The following is a 17,894-nucleotide window of genomic DNA, read 5'->3' as shown; positions in this document are numbered from 1 at the left end:
TGTGAGTAAGATCGCCCAACTTATCTATCTTGCATGGTTACTTTGCATACTAATTTTGTTTTACTACTATTTTGGCAAACACATAAATCGTTTTGACCCAAGTAATATCAGTTATGAAGTCCCTGATTTGGAAGGTGAGTGGCAACGATTAACAGAGGAAATTCTGGGTGACTTTAAAACTCAAAGAGATCAGGTTTATGTGTTTCATTGGTTAAACCTAAATTGTAATTGTGCAAAGTACGCAATCACTTATATTAAATCATTGCATCTCAAAAAAAACAATGTATCCCATGTTGTGCTGATTCCTGAGTATCAAAGCAAAAGAAGAATAGAGCTACCGGATTATTTCTCCGTTAAAATCGTTGGAGAACATTTGTATAAAGAAACACAAAGGTTATTGCCATCATCCCCTGCTGTCTCAATTTACAAAACTGGGTTTTCGCAAATAAGTTACGTCGGGCCTCATTCCGGAGGGAATCTTTGTGGAAAAGGGACCAGTTTTATCGAACTTACTCTCAATAATATTGATCATGGGTTCAACCCCCGTTATATGAATTACCAGCAATCTGGCTGCTTTTGTAAATGGTAACTCTTGAAGGCTTTTAAAACACCAGTTGGCATTATTAACAGGTGGTATCGATTCGAGAGTAAGCCTTCTAATAACTTCACAATTTTTTCACGCGTAATCGGTTTTGATTACAACTCGAGTGTGGCTTAACCATTCTCTACGTAAAAATTGGGCTTATTTAACATGAGTGTAAAAGTTGATTAAAAGCATGCAGTTTTGGATGTTATTGCCATGGATGTTTCTGTTTTCAATAATTACAAAGCAGTCTCTTGCCAATGAACCATTGCCATTAAATGATTACCATCTCGAGTCTTGGACGACTAAGTCAGGGTTGCCTCATAATTCAATAAATGCGATTAGTCAAACTAGTGATGGCTATTTATGGGTGGCAACATGGGAGGGAATAGCGAGGTTTAATGGCCGGGACTTTAAAGTTTTCAACAAGAAAAATAACGATGTATTTGCTAAGACAAGTGCAATTAGCGCAATAGCTACCTGTGACAATTCAAACAACTTAATCGCTACAGATATTATTGGTGGTGTAAACCAATTTAAGAATAATAGTTGGTCAAAAATCAATAAAACCCCTCCTTTTGCCAGAGCTCTACATTGTGATTCGTTCAATAATGTATGGGCTGGGCTTGATAGTGGTGAGACTATCAAAGTATCTGTGTCAGGAAATTCTAATATTTTTTTGGGAGACTCCGAACGCAGTGGAGGTGCAGTCTACTCAATTCTTGGAGATTCTAGTGGTGGAGTTTGGGTAGGAACAGTTAAGAGTGCATTTCATATTTCAGATACGTTGACTGTTAGTGATGTCTACCAACAGGCTGGTTTGCAATCACAGCCTACATTTTCTATTTTGAAAGATACCAATGAGGACTTGTTACTTGGTACAAATGACGGTGTATACCGTTTAAAAGGTAATGATTTAGTACGATTGAGCCCTAAGCTGGCTGGGTTGACTGTTTCGTATATGTTATTGGATTCCCAGCATTCTTTGTGGGTCGGCACGATAAATAATGGGCTGTATCGAATCAGTCAGCTTGGCGTCGAGAAATATACATCGAATCCACTTCTAAATAATAGAATCATCACAGTTTTTGAGGATAAGGAGCACAATATTTGGGTCGGTACCAATGGGGGGCTAATGAAGTTGAGGCAAACTCCTTTTTCGACCTTTACCAATACAAGAGGTCTCAAATCAGATTTTATTCGTTCTTTGGTTGAGTTGGATAATGGCGACGTATTGGTGGGCTCCAGTGGTGGAATAGATGTTATTAAGGATAATGAAGTTTTACCGTTTCCCTCTGAGGCAAATATTGTCAATGAATCTATCCTGAGTATGGCCAAAGGAAATAATGATGCGTTATGGATAGGAACTTATACTGAGGGCCTAACATTACTTAGACGCAACAACTTTATTAAAAGTTATAAAAGGGTAGACGGTCTGGCTGCGGATGAAGTAAGAGCTATCCTGGCCACAGATGATAAGGTTTATGTGGGAACTTCTGACGGCTTAAGTATTTTATCTGATTCTGGCTTCGAAAATTTTAGAATCCAGGATGGAATGGCGGGAAACTTCGTTCTTTCTATGTTTCAGTCAAAAGATGACACTGTTTGGATTGGCACATCAACTGGAATTAACCGAATTAGGAAAAATGGAAATCTGGAAAAGTTTGAGTTAATTGATTTTCCCGATGTGCACTTTATTTTTGGCTTTTATGAGAATGACGAATCGCCATTTATTTGGTTTGCAACAGACGCAGGATTGTTGAGATATAACCCTGTCACTGAGGATATATTTCAAGTAAACCAGGAGGCTGACCTACCTTTTGATAAGTTTTTTGGTATTGAAATGGATTCTATAGGGAATTTTTGGTTAAGCGGAAACCAAGGGATTTTACAGGTTTCAGAAAGCCAGGTCATGGAATATATCGATGGCAAGATACAGAAATTAGATTATAAATTGTTTGGCGAGTCTGACGGATTAATTAGCAAGCAATCAAATGGAGGTGCTGGTACTCCAATAGTTAAAAAACGCGATGGAAGCCTCTGGTTTGCCACTGCAAAGGGGGTGAGTAAGTTGGACCCCGATAAGTTGAAAATATCAAATCTAAGTGGCCCACCTGTAGCAATTGAAGAATTGATCGTTGATGGTGTAAGTATGGATTTAGGACAGCCTATCCACCTTGCTTCTGATACTGAAAGAGTTGAAATACATTTTTCAGGATTGGGCTTAGCTACACCGGAAAGTATTCACCTGGCTACCTTTATGGAAGGAATTGATAGCGACTGGGTATGGTCTACCAATAGAAACCTTCGAGAATACAATAACCTCCCAGCAGGCCATTATCGATTTTTAATCGCTGCGAAGTATGGTCGTTTTAAAAATGAGGAACTTTCTGCGTCACAGATCTTGGAATTTCAAATCCATCCGAAGTTTTGGGAAACGAAGAGTTTCTTTATTACTGCGTCACTATTGGCCGCCAGTTTTTTATATTTCATTCACATTTTAAGACTGCGCAATATTACAAAGTTGAAAGCTAAGTTACACAAGAAGGTTGCATATCAAACAAAGGAACTACAACGTCAAACTGATTCGTTACAGGAAATATCATTTCAAAAAACAAAATTACTTGAAGAATTGAGATTACAATCAAAAAAGTTTGAAAAAATGGCTCTAGAAGACCCGTTGACAGGTCTTCTCAACAGAAGGGCATTTGATGCTATTTTGAGTGATAAAGCAGCTGAACAAAATGCGCAAGGGCTATGTCTGTTAATCCTTGATATTGATAATTTTAAGATGATTAATGATCGATTTTCTCACTCGGTAGGCGACGAAGTGTTGGCGTGCGTAGCGCATGCATTAAAAAGTAATTGCAGAGATGAGGATACAATTGCTCGTTGGGGGGGGAGGAGTTCATAGTGCTTTTAAGCTCGAGTGATTTGAATGCAGCATTTGCATTTGCCGAGCGGTTACGTACTTCTATTGAAACTACCGACCTATCGCGTTTTGCTACAGATTTCCGTGTTACGGTTAGTATTGGAGTGGCCTCGTCAAAATTTCAATTGCGTAACTCACAAGAGTTTTTGTTTAAAGCTGCTGACAAAGCTCTTTATAAGGCAAAAGAGCTTGGGCGTAATAACACTGTTATTTATCGTCCACCAAACACTGCTAACCCTGAGAGTATAACAGCGGCTGTTTAAAAATCTTTTAATGGCTAAAGTCTGATGCCTAACCGAGGTTCCGGTATTGATTGTTTTTTAGCAATCCAAAAGAAGGGAATTTTGAAACGGCCTCATTACTTGGTTTTTTGCAATGAGCTATGGGTGCTCCCAACAGACAGGTAAATTGAGATGAATATAACTGGTAACAATCAAATTCAAAATAACTACGCAGCCGAGAAACATAAAGATATCAAAGACGGTTCATTGACTTCAGGAACAAGTCTAGCTGAAAAAGTCACGATAAGCTCTGATGGGAAAAATGCTATGGCCCAGATGAATAGTATTGCCACTCAGTATGATGTTAATGATATTTCACAAAAGGAGAGAGGAGAGATGGCTAATAAACTTATGGAAAAAGGAATTATAAGTACAGGAGTAGGCATGCATATAGTCGCACCTACTAGTATGACTGAAAGGCCAGAGGACAGGAGCGATTTTTTGTCAGGGATGCAAGAGTCGTTGAAAGTCGACCGAAACCCAATTGACTCCGAACATATGAAAAATAAGTTGAAGGCTATTGCAGTTCTTGACGAACTTAAATCTATGAGGCCTGGTTAGCGACCCTCTAATTACAGAAATGAGAATATTGTGTTGGTAGACACTGGTAGTTCATGGCATTTTAAATCATTCTTTAGATATCCATTCAAGGTGGTTATTAACCTGAAAGAGCTTTGCTAAAAACGGAATTTAGGTGTTCGAATGACCCGAATAAGAGATCGGGTGAAAACGTCCGGCCAAATACACCTGCCGATAAACACCTAGCTGGAGAAGTCATCACTGCAGGTGCCGCCTAAATCCAAAGTGGGGGAAGCATTCAACTACAGCCTCAATCAGTGGGAAAAACTGGCTGTTCAGCAACACTGCCAGTGGTGCCAAAGCCAGTGCAACACTCTACAGCATCATTGAAACTGCCAAAGCCAACGGTCTGGTACCGTTCGACTACCTGAATCTGCTGTTTGAAGAGTTACCAAAGAGAAATTCAGGTCACGATCTGGTAGATCTCCTGCCGTGGGAGATCTTACCAAACGAAACTAAACCCGTTTAGACGTAATTCCCCGGACGCTCACGGTCGGAGGTTCAAATCCTCTCACACCGACCAACTTCTCTTCTAAGACACCCTTTCAAAACGGTTGGAACTCATTCCAACGGTTATTTCCACTTTAAAAAGTTGAGTTAAACAACGCTTTTTGGTGTCCTGTAAGCGGTAGAAACACACTATGTTGTCATGTGATTTGATTCGCAAAAGCTCAAAATCCCTTAAACAAATCTTGAGCACTTGTCTCAACCCCCTTTAATCAATCAACTTGCCGTTTTTAAAGGTCATTTTTACCTTTTTCAGTGTTGCCAGATCGGTAACAGGGTTATCTTGTACTATGACTAAGTTCGCTTTTTTACCGGGTGCAATTGAGCCTGACTGGGTATCAATGTTTAACAGTTTTGCTGAATTGAGCGTGGCGGCCTGTATGACTTGCATCGCAGAGAGGCCGATTTCAGACTGCAGGAATAGCATTTCGTCAATCAGCGAAGGATAGTCTGCCCAGTAGTTTAAGCGGTTGTCTGTCCCTACAACAAAGGGCACACCTTTCTGAAATGCGGCTTTTGCCGCTTTTATCCCATTGCTGTAAACAAATTCTGAATTGTGGTCTGCAAAGGTGGTGATGGTGGCATCCAGGTAGATGTTTTTAGCTGCCATGTCGTCCAGTACACTATTAAACACAGGGTTTTGTAAATCGATTTCAAAATCGCTATAACGTGCTGTTGCTGCTGTCGGTTGTTGATTGTTGGAACTCCAGGCAAGCAAACTGGCATGAGACACACTGGAAATACCCGCATCGACCAGTTCTCGCGGTTTTACCGGAATAACTGCGGCGTGTCCCCAGGTGGGCAGTCCGATTTTTTGTGCCGCACGGATTACCTGACGGGTCTGTTCTCCGGTCAGGTCGCCATAAAGCTTCAGACCTGATGCACCTGTACCGGCTGCCTCTGCCACCACGGCCTGAAAATCACTGCTGTCTGTAACTTGCCGCATCCAGGGCACCTGACCTGGAATGAGTCCTTTCGCTGATGCATGTGTTCTGGGATCTGAGAAGAATGATTCGCCTGAAATTAACGCGGAATAATAGATATCGGGGGCGGTGATTTCATCCAGCATGGCCTGACGGGATAAATAGCTCAGCTGTCTGACATCTCCTGCCATGTCTCTTACGCCGGTTACCCCTTTTTTTGCTAAAAAGCTCAGCCGTTTTTTAACGTCTTCAATATTGTCGTAAGAGGACGGGGAGGTTGCCAGATGCACATGCATATCAAACAAACCTGGCAGGGCATAATAACCCGCCAAATCAATGGTGGTTGTGGCTTGCTGTGCGAATTCTTTAGGGTCGTCACTTATGGCAAGTATTTTGTCACCGGCAATTAATACCGAGTGCTTTTTTAGCAATACTGAGTTTTCAACATCTACGATATTGAGGTTTAACAACAGGGTTTTATCGAGATCTTTGGCACTGGCAATGCCTGAAAAGGTCAAAACCAAAATGCTGATAAAAAGCAGTGTTGTTCTGAGATATTCCCTGTTTTTGTTGGCCTGAAGATTCATCAATGTTCCTCTGCTGTTACTGCGCATGTAATGTTAATTTCAGTGGGCATGTTATAGACAAATCAGCAGATGTAAACTCATGCAGGCTGGCCAAAACGGCAGCCTGGTATTGCAAAGAAAGCGAAGCCTACCCACAAAGATGACTAAAATGCCTGATGTACTGTGAGATACGACTGAATGATTTGCTCCAGACGGCCGCTTTTTTCCAGTTGTTTGATACCTTCTTCCAGTATTGCGGCTTGCTGCAACGAGCTTTCAAGGTTGGGGGAAAACCCAATGTGTACCGCTTCCGGTTTCAGGCATCCGGCTGTGTTAAATTGCGAGCCAAGCCCTGATTGGGAAACGAAGTATGAAAACACCCGTTTGTCTTCAATAATGGTGTTGATACGGCCGCGATTTAGCAGGGTTAAGCGTCGTTTTAGGTCTTCATCACCGCTGACCCGCATAATGTTCTGCTCGCCACTGTTTTCATTGTTGAGAATGTAACTGTCCATGAGTGCGCCATAGCTGTAGCCATTCATGATGGCGATTCGGCGGTTGTCCAAATCGAGCAGATTGCGGTATTGCCAGGTATCAGTTTGTGGCACAAAAAAACACATCTGCGACTGCATAAAGGCCGTGTTGCCAAAGATGAAATCCGGCGCATCAGAGATATAGGTGCCCATCAGTGCATCCAGTTGGCCACTGCGTACCTGTTTGATTGATTGCGCCCAGTTGATACGGATATATTCAGGCTGATACCGGGTGGAGAGCAAAATTTCACTGGTGGCTTCCACCAAAATGCCAGGTCGTGGTGACTGAGGATCACAGATGTAAGGGCACCAGGAATCTGTGGCAAAGCGCAGCGTTTCTGCCTGTGAGCACAAGGAAAATATGAAGCATAAAAGTAGAGGCAGCCGTTGCCGCATACACATCATCTCGAGCTACTGAGTAGCTAAAATTTTAGTTAAGGAAAACATTTTTCTCAAGATCGGGACAACATCTTTGTCTTGTTAATGGTAGAAATAAATCAGAAATAAACAGGCTGTTTGCAGGCCGTGGTTTTGTTTTAATATCGGGGTAGATAAAGGCAATATTTGTGAAGTTTGGTGTCAGGCCTTTATCGCTTAAGTTCACTCATGTTCGCTAATTGGCACCAATTTCAGGGTTTATTAGATGTTTGAAATCCCCGCGCCTAAATCAATCAACGAAGCCAGCGCCATCGTGATTGATCAGCAAGCTATTATTCGAGATTCGCTCAAGTCTGTGTTGTTGCAGGCCGGTGTCAGAAGTGTGGTGCTGTGTTCGAATGCGTTTGAGGCCTTGTCGGCATTTCGCACTGAGCCTTTTGATTTAGTGTTTGTGTCGTTCAACCTGAGTCGCGATAAAGACGGATTTCACCTGCTGGAAGAGCTAAAGTTTAAAGGCTATGTAACCAACCAGACCATAGTGGTGTTTTTAAGCGCAGATACCGAAAAAGGTTTGGTGCACAGTGTAGTAGAAATGCAGCCCGATGATTTTTGGTTGAAGCCCTTCGATATTAAAAGTGTTAACAGACGCCTGGATTTTTTATTGAGCGTCAAAGAAAAGCTGCATAGGCCACTGTATTTTGCCGATCAAATGGACTATTCCAGAGCCATTTATTATTCAGATCGGCTGTTGGCGCTGAGTGAGCTAAAAGAGTTTCATCCCAGATTGCATCGTATTAAAGGCAACTGCCTGTTTGCTCTGTCGGAGTACGCCGACGCGGAAAAGCATTTCAATGCGGTGCTCGCTAAATATAAATACAACTGGGTTTATATTGGTCTTGCCAGAAGCTTGCTAAAACAGGAAAAGTATCAGCAGGCACAGGAGTTGGTGGATAAGCTCAAACTCCGGGAGGACAGCCGCTGTGCGATTCACGATTTGCTGGCGCAACATTATGTGGAAAAAGGCGACTATGAACAGGCTTATACCGAAATTATTGAAGCGGCAAAACTGGCGCCCAGAAACATTGAGCGCAACAAGCGCAGTTGGGATTTAGCCAGGCTAAATCACGACAGAGTAGGGCAACTGGAAGCCACCATCAATATGGCAAAGTATGCCAAAAACAGCATTCATGATTCACCGGAACTGACACTCAACGTGATCCGTTCCTACATTGATTTAGCCAACAGTCTTAAGGATGATGAATGCAATAGTTGGTTGCACAAGGCGCAAAAGCAGCTTACGCAACTGAGCACCAATCCGAAGTTATATCGTCTGTTAAAAGTCGCGATAGACGTTATTAATGCCAGAATTTTGTGCGCTCAGGGAGACAAACGCAAAGCTGAAAAAGTGCTGGAAAACATCGAGCCGGAAGAGTCGAACAACCTGGATTTGAATTTTGATTTGATCAAAGCCAGGCATGAAGCCGGAGACAGAGAGGGTTGCCTGCGTTTGTTGGCAGAATCGGAGGTGTTGGTGGAAAACGATTCCTTCTCAGGTCAGATCCTCAACAAATATATTGAGCAGGAAACTGATGAACGCAGCAGTATCCATTTTACCCCCAAAGAGTTAACTGCGATGGCGGCTTCCTACCACAGCCAGGAAAAGTACAATCAGGCCATTGCGATGCTGTCTCAGGCATTTCGTTTGTCGCCGAAGAATACCGCGTTGGCAATGAATATCATGAAAGTGGGCATGTCTATGAGTGAGCGGGAAACCCTGAATAATGATGAAAAACGCACGATCAACAATGCAATTATCTTACTGAGAAAATCTGACCTGGATAACGAGCAGCAAAAAGAATTTAGTTATTATCGGCAGCAAATTGGTGAGATCAATGAACTGGATTTACTCTCTACCAGTTTACAGTAAATGGAAGCCTGAGCCCGGCATCGCCCCTATGCCTGAATCTTAGCCACCAGCAATCGGTCGTTTTTATGCAGTGCCGCCAGCAGGTGTTCGCGAATTTGTTCGACGCTAAATTCTGACTTGATGATCCAGGTACAGTTCAGGCAATGGTAATAGGCAATATAAGATTTGATGCGATTGTGCAATTCGGTGCAGTCGCTTTGTTCTGAATTTAGTTCATAACTCACAATAAAAGAAGACATACTTCGCCTCTACCGAAAACAGAGTTGGGGTAAAAAATAAACCAAAAACTTATTTTGGTCAAATAGTAAACATTAAAAGTTTGTAACCCGCCAAGAAACTGAAAATTGTTCTTATCGGTAAAAAATTGCTATAAATGCGCGCTAACTATGCAATAAACAATTTGTGCAATCGACAATTTGCCTGTTGAGCACATCATCTGATTCTGCAAGGATACAATGAATTCCCCGCACATCACCCTGCCGACCACTGACTTTCTGAGGCCACAGCCATTTCCCGCAATATTACCCCAGGGGGTAACAGGGATAGGAGCCAGGTTCGGGCAAGGTGAGTTTAGCGAGCAGTTGTTTCACTCTCATGAGATATATTTCCCTGAAGATATCCGTCGCTCGGTGACAAAAAGGCAATCAGAGTTTCTGGCAGGCCGCATTCTGGCCGGGCATAACCTGGCTTTAATGGGCGTGCGGGGGTTTGACATTGTTAACGATGAAATGCGTTGTCCACAATGGCCAAAAGGCGTGGTGGGGTCAATCAGTCACGCTGATGCGGTCGCCTGTTGTATCACTGCTCCGGATACCCTTTTTCAGGGAGTGGGAGTTGATGTAGAAAACATCATGGCGGTAAAAACCGTTGAGGAAATCCGCATTTCTATTGTCAATCAGCAGGAGTCCCTGCTGATGCGTCAATTCAGCGCTTTGGCGGACAATGTCCTGTTTACCGCGGTTTTTTCTGCAAAGGAGGCAATTTACAAAGCCCTGTATCCCAGTGTGCGTCGCTTTTTTGATTTTAGTGCGGTGAACCTGACAGGCATCGAAGCTGACCGGGAACTCTTGCAATTTGAAGTGACAGAGTCGCTGGCAGCGGGCTACGGGGTAGGCACAAAGATTGCGGTACATTTCCGTGTTCAGGCGTCACTGCTGTACAGTTGGTGTTTGCTGCAAGCCGCTTAACTGCACTGCATTATGTTCGCATTTGCCATGTAGTCGCCAATCACTGGCGTTGCCTATTCAGGTGATCGCCGGGGTTGATAATCCTGGTGAATACCTGAACTCGGTTTGTTACACACTCAAAAATTGGCCACCCGTTTCTGACTGTTAATAACGGATTCCCGGTAACTTTTGGGTGTCTGGTTAAAGTGTTTCTTGAATACCGCGTACATATACTGCAAAGAAGGGTAACCGCAAATATTGGCAATTTCAGCCGGGGATACACTGGTTTCCTCCAGCATCTTGCAGGCTCTGGTGAGTTTTTCATTGTGAATTTCGGTGTGAATACTGTGGCCGCGCTCTGCCTGAAAGCGATTTTCCAGATTAGAGCGTGAGATACCCACATAATCGGTTACCTGTTCGACCTTTATGCCCTTTGTGGCGTACTGGCGAATAAAATGCATGGCCTGAATTACATTCGCATCTTTTAACGACTTAAAATCTGTGGATTGACGACTGGCAACGCCCACCGGTGGGATCATGATTTTTTTGCCACGTACGTCGATATTGTTCAGGCGTTTGTGCAACAATTTTGCTGCCCGGTAACCCATTTCGAAACAGCCCTGAGTCACTGAGCTTAAACTGATGCGGCTCAGGTGCCGGGCGATATCATCATCATCAATCCCAATCACAGAAATACGGTCCGGCACTTCAATACCCAGGTGATCACAGGCCTGCAAAACGTGTCTGGCCCGCGAGTCGGTTACTGCCACGATACCAATGGGAGTTGGCAGGCTTTGAATCCAGTCGGTTAGCCGGTTCATGGAATATTGCCAGGTTTCCGGGTGGGTAGTATGACCGCGGTAGCACTGCAATTCGTAGCCTTCTTCTTTGGTGATTTGACGGATTGCTAATTCCCGTTCATTGGCCCAGCGATGGTGCTGATCAGTGGGTACACCGTAATAGGCGAAGCGCTCCAGGCCTCGGTGGCGTAAATGCTCGAATGCTGCTTTAACAATGGCATAATTGTCGGTAGCGATATAAGGGGTTTTGGGGTAATCCTCCGGATTTTGGTATGAACCGCCAACCCCCACTACGGGAATATCGCTATGTTCCAGAGCCCGTTGAATATCAATATCGTCGAAGTCAGCAATGATGCCATCACCCGCCCAGTCCTGGATGTTTTCAAGGCGACAGAGAAAGTCTTCTTCTAGGTAAATGTCCCAGTCTACTTTGGATGATTGTAGATAGTGCCCGATACCTTCAATCACCTGCCGGTCGTAAACTTTATTGGCATTAAATAACAATGTAATACTGTGTCTGGTATCAAACATATCTACCTCGCTCTAACAATCTTCTGGGCCGGACTCACGAAACTTTCTTTTCTTTGTATATTATCTTTTCTTTGTATTATGTTTTTTGCTTTTTTGATGCAGGCCTTATTGTAGTTGGCTTGCATTGTAATTCTTTACAAATAATTAACAATCCTTTTATGAAATTTCGTAATTGTCGGGCGCCGTTCTGCTCGTCACTATGTGAACAAATATTGCTAGTTAAAAAGATGGTCGAAGGCGAATGTATATAGGCATAGATTTAGGTACTTCCGGTATCAAAGTGATTTTGATGACCGGCGATGGCGAGATAGCCGCAACTGCCAGCAGCGAGTTGACGGTGAGTCGTCCCAGGCCGCTGTGGTCAGAACAAGACCCGGAAGCCTGGTGGCGGGCATTGCAGGATTGTATGCAGCAACTGGCTGGTGCAGGTGATCTTTCCGGGGTTGCCGCTATCGGCTTGTCAGGGCAAATGCATGGCGCTACGTTTCTGGATAGTGCGGGGAGTGTTATTCGGCCTGCAATCTTGTGGAACGATGGACGTTGTGCTGAGCAGTGCCGCCAGATTGAACAAGAAATCACTGAAGCCCGAGCAATAACCGGTAATATCGTTATGCCAGGGTTTACTGCGCCGAAAGTATTGTGGTTGATGCAAAACGAACCGGCAAACTTTACCCGCATCGACAAGATTCTGTTACCCAAAGATTATTTGCGCTTCCGAATGTGTGGTGATTTTGCAACTGATATGTCTGATGCGGCCGGAACCGCCTGGCTGGATGTGGCTAAACGGGACTGGGCGCCCGAAATGCTAAGAGCTTGTGGGCTGAATAAAAATCACATGCCAGCCTTGTTTGAAGGGTCGGAAATAACCGGATATTTGTCTGATGACGTTGCGCAACAATGGGGAATGAAGTCGGTGCCGGTGGTGGCGGGTGCCGGAGACAATGCCGCAGGCGCTATCGGCGTTGGGGTAATTCACAGCGGCCAGGCCATGTTGTCGTTGGGAACGTCAGGCGTTTATTTTGCGGTGAGCGAGCGCTTTACCAGCAATCCTGATTCAGCGGTGCACAGTTTTTGTCACGCTTTACCTGATACCTGGCACTTAATGTCGGTAGTACTGAGCGCGGCCAGTTGTTTGCAGTGGTTTGCCGATGCCATTGCCAAAGCCCCTCTGGATACCCTGCTGGCAGAGTTAGAAAACAGCGAAATCAATACAGAGCAGTGTCCTGTTTTTATTCCCTATTTATCGGGCGAGCGCACTCCACATAACGATCCCAATGCCCGAGGCATGTTCTTTGGACTAACCCATGAAACTCATCGCACACATTTGCTTTACGCAGTTCTGGAGGGTGTGAGTTTTGCGTTAAAAGAAGGGGCACAGGCGCTGCATCAGGCGACGCAGAAACCCGGTTCCATTACCCTGATTGGCGGTGGTAGTAAAAGTGGGTACTGGCGGCAAATGCTGTCAGACGTGTTAAACCTGACGCTGGAATGTCGCAGTGGTGGCGAAGTTGGCCCCGCGCTTGGCGCCGCGAGACTGGCGTTGTTAGGGCATAAACCCGGCACCGATATTCGCCAAATCTGCCCGGTTCCGCCACTGGTTGCAACCCATCAACCCGATGCGGCCCGCAGTCAATTGTTTGCTGAGCGCTTTATTCGCTATCAGCAGATTTATCACAGGGTTAAAGACTTATTTTGATTCACTCTGCTTGCTACCCAAAAAGCTCAAACAGGAATGGAAAAATCGTAATTGAGGCCGTGTCGCTTTACTTCCATTATCCAAGGACGAAAACGCGAGATAAAAAGAGGAAAAGTCATGTCGCAGTATTTTGAAAATGTGGATGCTATCAAGTACGAAGGTCCACAGAGTAGCAACCCATTAGCCTATAAGCACTATGACGCAAATGAAGTGGTTCTGGGTAAAACCATGGCCGAGCATTTGCGGTTTGCGGCATGCTACTGGCACAACTTCTGCTGGGATGGTGCCGATGTGTTTGGCCAGGGAACCTTTGGTCGACCCTGGCTACAGGCAGGAGAGCCAATGCAGCGAGCCAGACAAAAAGCTGATGTCGCTTTCGAGTTTTTTAAAAAATTAGGCGTTAATTATTATACCTTTCACGATATTGACGTAAGTCCGGAAGGCGACAGCTTTGCTGAATATCAACGCAATTTTGCGGAAATGACAGAGGTACTGGCGCAAAAACAAGAAGAAACGGGCCTGAAACTCCTGTGGGGTACAGCCAATGTCTTCAGTAATCCGCGCTTTGCAGCAGGCGCTGCATCAAACCCTGACCCTGAGATTTTTGCTTATGCCGCCGGTCAGGTGTGCAATGCTATGGAGGCCACCCATCGTTTAGGCGGGGCGAACTATGTTCTTTGGGGAGGCCGGGAAGGATACGAAACGCTACTCAATACCGACTTACGTCAGGAGCGGGAGCAGTTGGGCCGGTTTATGCAGATGGTGGTAGAACACAAGGAAAAGATTGGCTTTAAAGGTACTTTGTTAATAGAGCCAAAACCTCAGGAGCCTACCAAACATCAGTATGATTATGATACGGCGACTGTATATGGCTTTCTCAAGCAATTTGGCCTGGAAAAAGAATTCAAGGTGAATATCGAAGCAAACCATGCGACCCTGGCCGGCCATTCTTTTCAGCATGAAATTGCAACAGCGTTTTCGCTGGGTTTGTTTGGCAGTATTGATGCCAACCGTGGCGACCCTCAGTTGGGCTGGGACACGGATCAATTTCCCAACAGTGTGGAAGAAATGACGCTGATCATGTATGAGATCCTAAAATCCGGCGGCTTTACCACAGGTGGAATGATGTTTGATACCAAGTTGCGTCGACAAAGCACCGATCCGAATGATTTGTTTTATGGTCATATCGGTGGCATGGATACCATTGCGATCGCACTGAAAAAGGCGGCGGTAATGATCGAGAGCGACTTTCTGGCACAGGCTGTTTCCCGTCGTTATGCGGGCTGGAGCGGTGATTTAGGGAAACAAATCATGTCGGGTAATCAATCCATTGCCGCTTTGCGAAAATTGGTAGCGGATAAAGCCCTTGAGCCAAAACATCAAAGTGGTCAGCAGGAGTTGCTGGAAAACCATGTCAACGGCGTTTTATACCCCTGACAATTTCCGTCACCCTTGAAACCCATAAAAAAGCCTGTCATCGACAGGCTTTTTGCGGTTGGCACCAGCTATGCAGGCGGGTGCTCCTTGTAATCAAACCAGGCAAAATCGGCGTACCGGGTTTGATTGTCCAGATCCTGACAACCTATCCCTACAAAGGCACCGGTAAAGTTGGCGTCTGCGCCACCGTCACCCACTTCGTCACACAGCACGCTGTAGTCCAGTTCCAGTGGCAGCTCGGTGAATTTATCACCGGTAGCATAGCTGAAAACCAGGCGGTCGTAGACCACATCGGCTTTTAGGGTAACTTCACCGGATTCTGGTAATTGAATTGGCGACGCCAGTGGATACTGGCTGTGCCAGTTGTTGCAGCACATTGCAACGTCCAACACCCGGCCCAGCTTTTCGTCGTGGGTTATATGCAGATAAAAGTATTTCTTGCTGTTGTAGTAACACACCAGACCCGCCATGTGCTGTTTAGACGAAGGGGCAAAATCCAATTGCGTTTGCGCACTAAAACAAAAAGCCTGCTGTCTTCTGGCTAATAAGCTTTGTTCAAACCAGGAGCCCAGGGACTCTTTGCCGTACAGACGCAGATAGCCCTGTCGCTCGGCTTGTGTTGCTACGTTTTCTGGCAAGGGATAGCGTAGTGACTGCAGATTAAGAGGTAATGGCGCGCCATTAAACTCGATGCGTTGATCACGATGAGTCCGGGGTTTTGCAGAACTGGCGACAGTCACCTGCTTGTCGGGGTGCTGGCCACCACTTGTTAATCTTGGCCAGCCATCCTCTGACCATCGCACCGGCTGGATTGCGGTTTCTCTGCCCATAACTGAACGACCCCGATAGGGCAATGGACGACTACACAAATGCACAAAGTACCAGTCTCCGGACGCTGACTCGACTAAATCGCCATGTCCGGCGCGTTTGAGTGACGCTTGTGGCGCATAATGGCTGGTTACCATCGGGCCTTGCGGATCGGTTTCATATGGCCCCCAGAGTTTTTTACTGCGGGCGAAGGTGGAGGCGTGATGGATACCGGTGCCACCCTCGGCGACACAGCAATAATAATAGCCATCGCGTTTGTAGAGATGTGGTCCTTCTGACAGGCCAATGGGTGAACCGGAATAGATTAACTTTGATTCACCGGTCAGTTGCTGGGTGTGCGTATTGAATTCCTGCATCACAATACCGCCGAAATATTTAGCGGGAGAAAAGTTATTGCGACCCGCAGCCGGCAGGTGGTTCCATAGCATATTCAGATAATAGCTTTTGCCGTCGTCGTCATGGAAAAACGACGGATCAAACCCGCTGGAATTCAAATATACCGGTTCAGACCATTCGCCACAGATGGAGGGGCTGGTCACCAGGTAATTGTGGGTGTCCTTGAAATCACCGGCAAAGCGCTTTACATCGGTGAATGCCAGATAAAACAGGCCGTTTTTATAGCTCAGGCAGGGCGCCCAGACACCACAGGAGTCCGGGTTACCTCGCATGTCCAGTTGCGACAAGCGGTTCAGGGGTAATGCCACCAGTTGCCAGTTAACTAAATCGTTAGAATGGTAGATGCACACGCCCGGATACCATTCAAATGTGGATGTGGCAATATAATAGTCGTCTTTGACTCTCAGTATCGAAGGGTCCGGGTGAAAACCGGGTAAAATGGGATTGTTAATCACTGTCATGCTCTGCAATGTTCTCTTTCAGATAAAAGGGTTTCCGGAAGAGTGGGTAATTTGGCGCCGCCTCTCAATTATCATATTAATCAATACTATAACCATTTTTAATTATCCGCGAATTGCCACTGGATAGTGTCGACAGTTCGGGTTAAAACAACAAAAACACAACAAATGAGTACGCAGTATGAAATGGTTTCCAAAAACCCATTGTATCTTAATATTGTCCTGTTTAATGCTGGTTTCGGGCGGTTGCTCCGGCGAACCTGCGTCAGCAACATCGGACCCGGCTAAGCCCATCATCACGGGCAAGTTTACACCGCCAGAGGGTAAAACCCTGATGATCATAGGTCAGGACAGCGAAACCATTGCCGACTATCAGCGTGCCGTGCCACAAGATAATCTGGAAGGCGTGACACTCTACACCATGCTTAAATCACCGGACCCTAAGCAAACACTTCACGGGGTTTTCTCCACCGGAAACTGGAACTCAGGTGATGTTAATTTTGGGGATACCTTGCAGGCTGCTCCCGATGCCGTTTTGGCCATAGGGCTGGCGTTTGATGATTGCAATGACGAGGATCACAGCGCCAATATCGCTGCCGGTCATTATGATAAGTCACTGCAAACCCTGGTGAACTATCTGCAATCCATTGCGCCCCGAAAAGTGCTGTTGCGGGCCGGGTATGAATTCGACGGCATGTGGAATTGTTATGAGCCAGAAACCTATAAAGCGGCCTTTCGTCATATCGCGCAAGCAATGAAAGCGGCTGATAATGTTGCCATGGTATGGCAGTCGGCTGCCTGGCCAGCACCGCAATTTGCGGGTGACCGTACCCATTTGTATGATCACAACGATCCACAGCACATCGCAAAATGGTACCCGGGTGATGATGTAGTGGACTGGATCAGTATCTCCTCATTTTATCGCGATGACAGCCGTTTTAACTTTGAGCTGACAATTCATCCGGTTGAGGCGCAACAGTTATATGTGGATTTTGCCCGCGCGAAACAGATCCCCTTGATGATTTCTGAAGCCGCGCCACAGTCATACCGCACAGAAAAACAAACTCAGAGTTTTATCGCATTAAATACCCAAACTCCTTTACCCGCGGAACAGATTTGGCAGGACTGGTATCAACGCTTTTTTGATTTTATATATGACAACCGGGATGTAATTCGCGCTGTAGCTTACATCAATACCCATTGGGAAAGTCAGTCCCGCTGGTATTGTGCGCCTGATACCAGCCCCCCTGATCCCCAGTGCCCGGAAGGTAATTGGGGTGACAGCAGAGTACAAGGCCATCCCTTTATCAAAGCTCAGTGGTTAGAGCAGGTTAACAATGACGCGCTGTGGATCCAAACCGGTGCTTACTAAT

12 protein-coding genes and 2 pseudogenes are annotated in these 17,894 nt (G+C 45.5%); 9 read left to right on the top strand and 5 right to left on the bottom strand.

All coding sequences use genetic code 11. The annotated features are described in order from the left end of the window. Position 1: 1 nt before the first annotated feature. The 4 genes and pseudogenes from LJ740_RS23290 to LJ740_RS10025 all read left to right on the top strand — a co-directional run. Entirely contained in the window at positions 2-589 is a 588-nt protein-coding gene (locus tag LJ740_RS23290) for a DUF6436 domain-containing protein (protein ID WP_229528965.1), read from the top strand. Between the two features lie 187 nt (positions 590-776). Continuing rightward, a pseudogene (locus LJ740_RS10040) lies at positions 777-3,778 on the top strand (diguanylate cyclase). A gap of 150 nt (positions 3,779-3,928) precedes the next feature. Further along, positions 3,929-4,357, top strand: a complete 429-nt coding sequence (locus LJ740_RS10030) for a hypothetical protein (protein WP_229528962.1) — start codon at positions 3,929-3,931, stop codon at positions 4,355-4,357. Between the two features lie 271 nt (positions 4,358-4,628). Beyond that, positions 4,629-4,844 (top strand): annotated as a pseudogene (locus tag LJ740_RS10025) (transposase domain-containing protein); the annotation flags it as partial. 246 nt (positions 4,845-5,090) lie between these two features. Here the strand turns inward: LJ740_RS10025 and LJ740_RS10020 are convergent. Together LJ740_RS10020 and LJ740_RS10015 are read right to left on the bottom strand one after the other, a co-directional pair. Further along, a complete protein-coding gene (locus LJ740_RS10020) occupies positions 5,091-6,392 on the bottom strand; it encodes an amidohydrolase family protein (RefSeq protein ID WP_229528961.1) in 1,302 nt (433 codons plus the stop codon). A gap of 143 nt (positions 6,393-6,535) precedes the next feature. Next, positions 6,536-7,300 carry a substrate-binding periplasmic protein gene (locus tag LJ740_RS10015; RefSeq protein ID WP_229528960.1) on the bottom strand — a complete coding sequence of 255 codons (765 nt, stop codon included), beginning with the start codon at positions 7,298-7,300 and terminating at the stop codon, positions 6,536-6,538. A 247-nt stretch (positions 7,301-7,547) separates the two neighbouring features. Between LJ740_RS10015 and LJ740_RS10010 the strand changes: the two genes are divergently transcribed. Continuing rightward, positions 7,548-9,209 (top strand): response regulator, encoded by a 1,662-nt coding sequence (locus LJ740_RS10010; RefSeq protein ID WP_229528959.1) that lies wholly within the window; start codon positions 7,548-7,550, stop codon positions 9,207-9,209. A gap of 26 nt (positions 9,210-9,235) precedes the next feature. On the opposite strand, the gene LJ740_RS10005 is transcribed toward LJ740_RS10010, so the two are convergent. Beyond that, positions 9,236-9,448, bottom strand: coding sequence for a hypothetical protein (locus tag LJ740_RS10005; RefSeq protein WP_229528958.1), 213 nt, complete (start codon positions 9,446-9,448; stop codon positions 9,236-9,238). A 216-nt stretch (positions 9,449-9,664) separates the two neighbouring features. On the opposite strand from LJ740_RS10005, the gene LJ740_RS10000 reads away from it, so the two are divergent. Further along, a complete protein-coding gene (locus tag LJ740_RS10000; RefSeq protein WP_229528957.1) occupies positions 9,665-10,396 on the top strand; it encodes a 4'-phosphopantetheinyl transferase family protein in 732 nt (243 codons plus the stop codon). 116 nt (positions 10,397-10,512) lie between these two features. Here LJ740_RS10000 and LJ740_RS09995 read toward each other — a convergent pair whose 3' ends face one another. Beyond that, positions 10,513-11,706, bottom strand: coding sequence for a XylR family transcriptional regulator (locus LJ740_RS09995; RefSeq protein ID WP_229528956.1), 1,194 nt, complete (start codon positions 11,704-11,706; stop codon positions 10,513-10,515). Positions 11,707-11,947: 241 nt separating this feature from the next. Here LJ740_RS09995 and xylB point away from each other — a divergent pair, with 241 nt between their 5' ends. Next, entirely contained in the window at positions 11,948-13,402 is a 1,455-nt protein-coding gene (gene xylB, locus LJ740_RS09990) for a xylulokinase (protein WP_229528955.1), read from the top strand. A 117-nt stretch (positions 13,403-13,519) separates the two neighbouring features. Then, positions 13,520-14,839, top strand: a complete 1,320-nt coding sequence (xylA, locus tag LJ740_RS09985; protein ID WP_229528954.1) for a xylose isomerase — start codon at positions 13,520-13,522, stop codon at positions 14,837-14,839. A 68-nt stretch (positions 14,840-14,907) separates the two neighbouring features. Here xylA and LJ740_RS09980 read toward each other — a convergent pair whose 3' ends face one another. Continuing rightward, positions 14,908-16,524, bottom strand: coding sequence for a glycoside hydrolase family 43 protein (locus LJ740_RS09980; RefSeq protein ID WP_229528953.1), 1,617 nt, complete (start codon positions 16,522-16,524; stop codon positions 14,908-14,910). A 178-nt stretch (positions 16,525-16,702) separates the two neighbouring features. Here LJ740_RS09980 and LJ740_RS09975 point away from each other — a divergent pair, with 178 nt between their 5' ends. After that, positions 16,703-17,893, top strand: coding sequence for a glycoside hydrolase family 26 protein (locus LJ740_RS09975; protein ID WP_229528952.1), 1,191 nt, complete (start codon positions 16,703-16,705; stop codon positions 17,891-17,893). Position 17,894 lies beyond the last annotated feature (1 nt).

Origin of the sequence: Planctobacterium marinum (assembly GCF_020687805.1) — a bacterium.
Classification (GTDB): domain Bacteria; phylum Pseudomonadota; class Gammaproteobacteria; order Enterobacterales; family Alteromonadaceae; genus Planctobacterium; species Planctobacterium marinum.
This window is presented reverse-complemented; position numbering and strand designations above follow the sequence as displayed.

Coding starts and splice junctions, on each gene's coding strand:
- LJ740_RS09995 (WP_229528956.1), bottom strand. CDS start 11,706: ATGTTTGATACCAGACACAGTATTACATTGTTATTTAATGCCAATAAA.
- xylA (WP_229528954.1), top strand. CDS start 13,520: ATGTCGCAGTATTTTGAAAATGTGGATGCTATCAAGTACGAAGGTCCA.
- LJ740_RS09980 (WP_229528953.1), bottom strand. CDS start 16,524: ATGACAGTGATTAACAATCCCATTTTACCCGGTTTTCACCCGGACCCT.
- LJ740_RS10015 (WP_229528960.1), bottom strand. CDS start 7,300: ATGCGGCAACGGCTGCCTCTACTTTTATGCTTCATATTTTCCTTGTGC.
- LJ740_RS10030 (WP_229528962.1), top strand. CDS start 3,929: ATGAATATAACTGGTAACAATCAAATTCAAAATAACTACGCAGCCGAG.
- LJ740_RS10010 (WP_229528959.1), top strand. CDS start 7,548: ATGTTTGAAATCCCCGCGCCTAAATCAATCAACGAAGCCAGCGCCATC.
- LJ740_RS10000 (WP_229528957.1), top strand. CDS start 9,665: ATGAATTCCCCGCACATCACCCTGCCGACCACTGACTTTCTGAGGCCA.
- xylB (WP_229528955.1), top strand. CDS start 11,948: ATGTATATAGGCATAGATTTAGGTACTTCCGGTATCAAAGTGATTTTG.
- LJ740_RS10005 (WP_229528958.1), bottom strand. CDS start 9,448: ATGTCTTCTTTTATTGTGAGTTATGAACTAAATTCAGAACAAAGCGAC.
- LJ740_RS09975 (WP_229528952.1), top strand. CDS start 16,703: ATGAAATGGTTTCCAAAAACCCATTGTATCTTAATATTGTCCTGTTTA.
- LJ740_RS10020 (WP_229528961.1), bottom strand. CDS start 6,392: ATGAATCTTCAGGCCAACAAAAACAGGGAATATCTCAGAACAACACTG.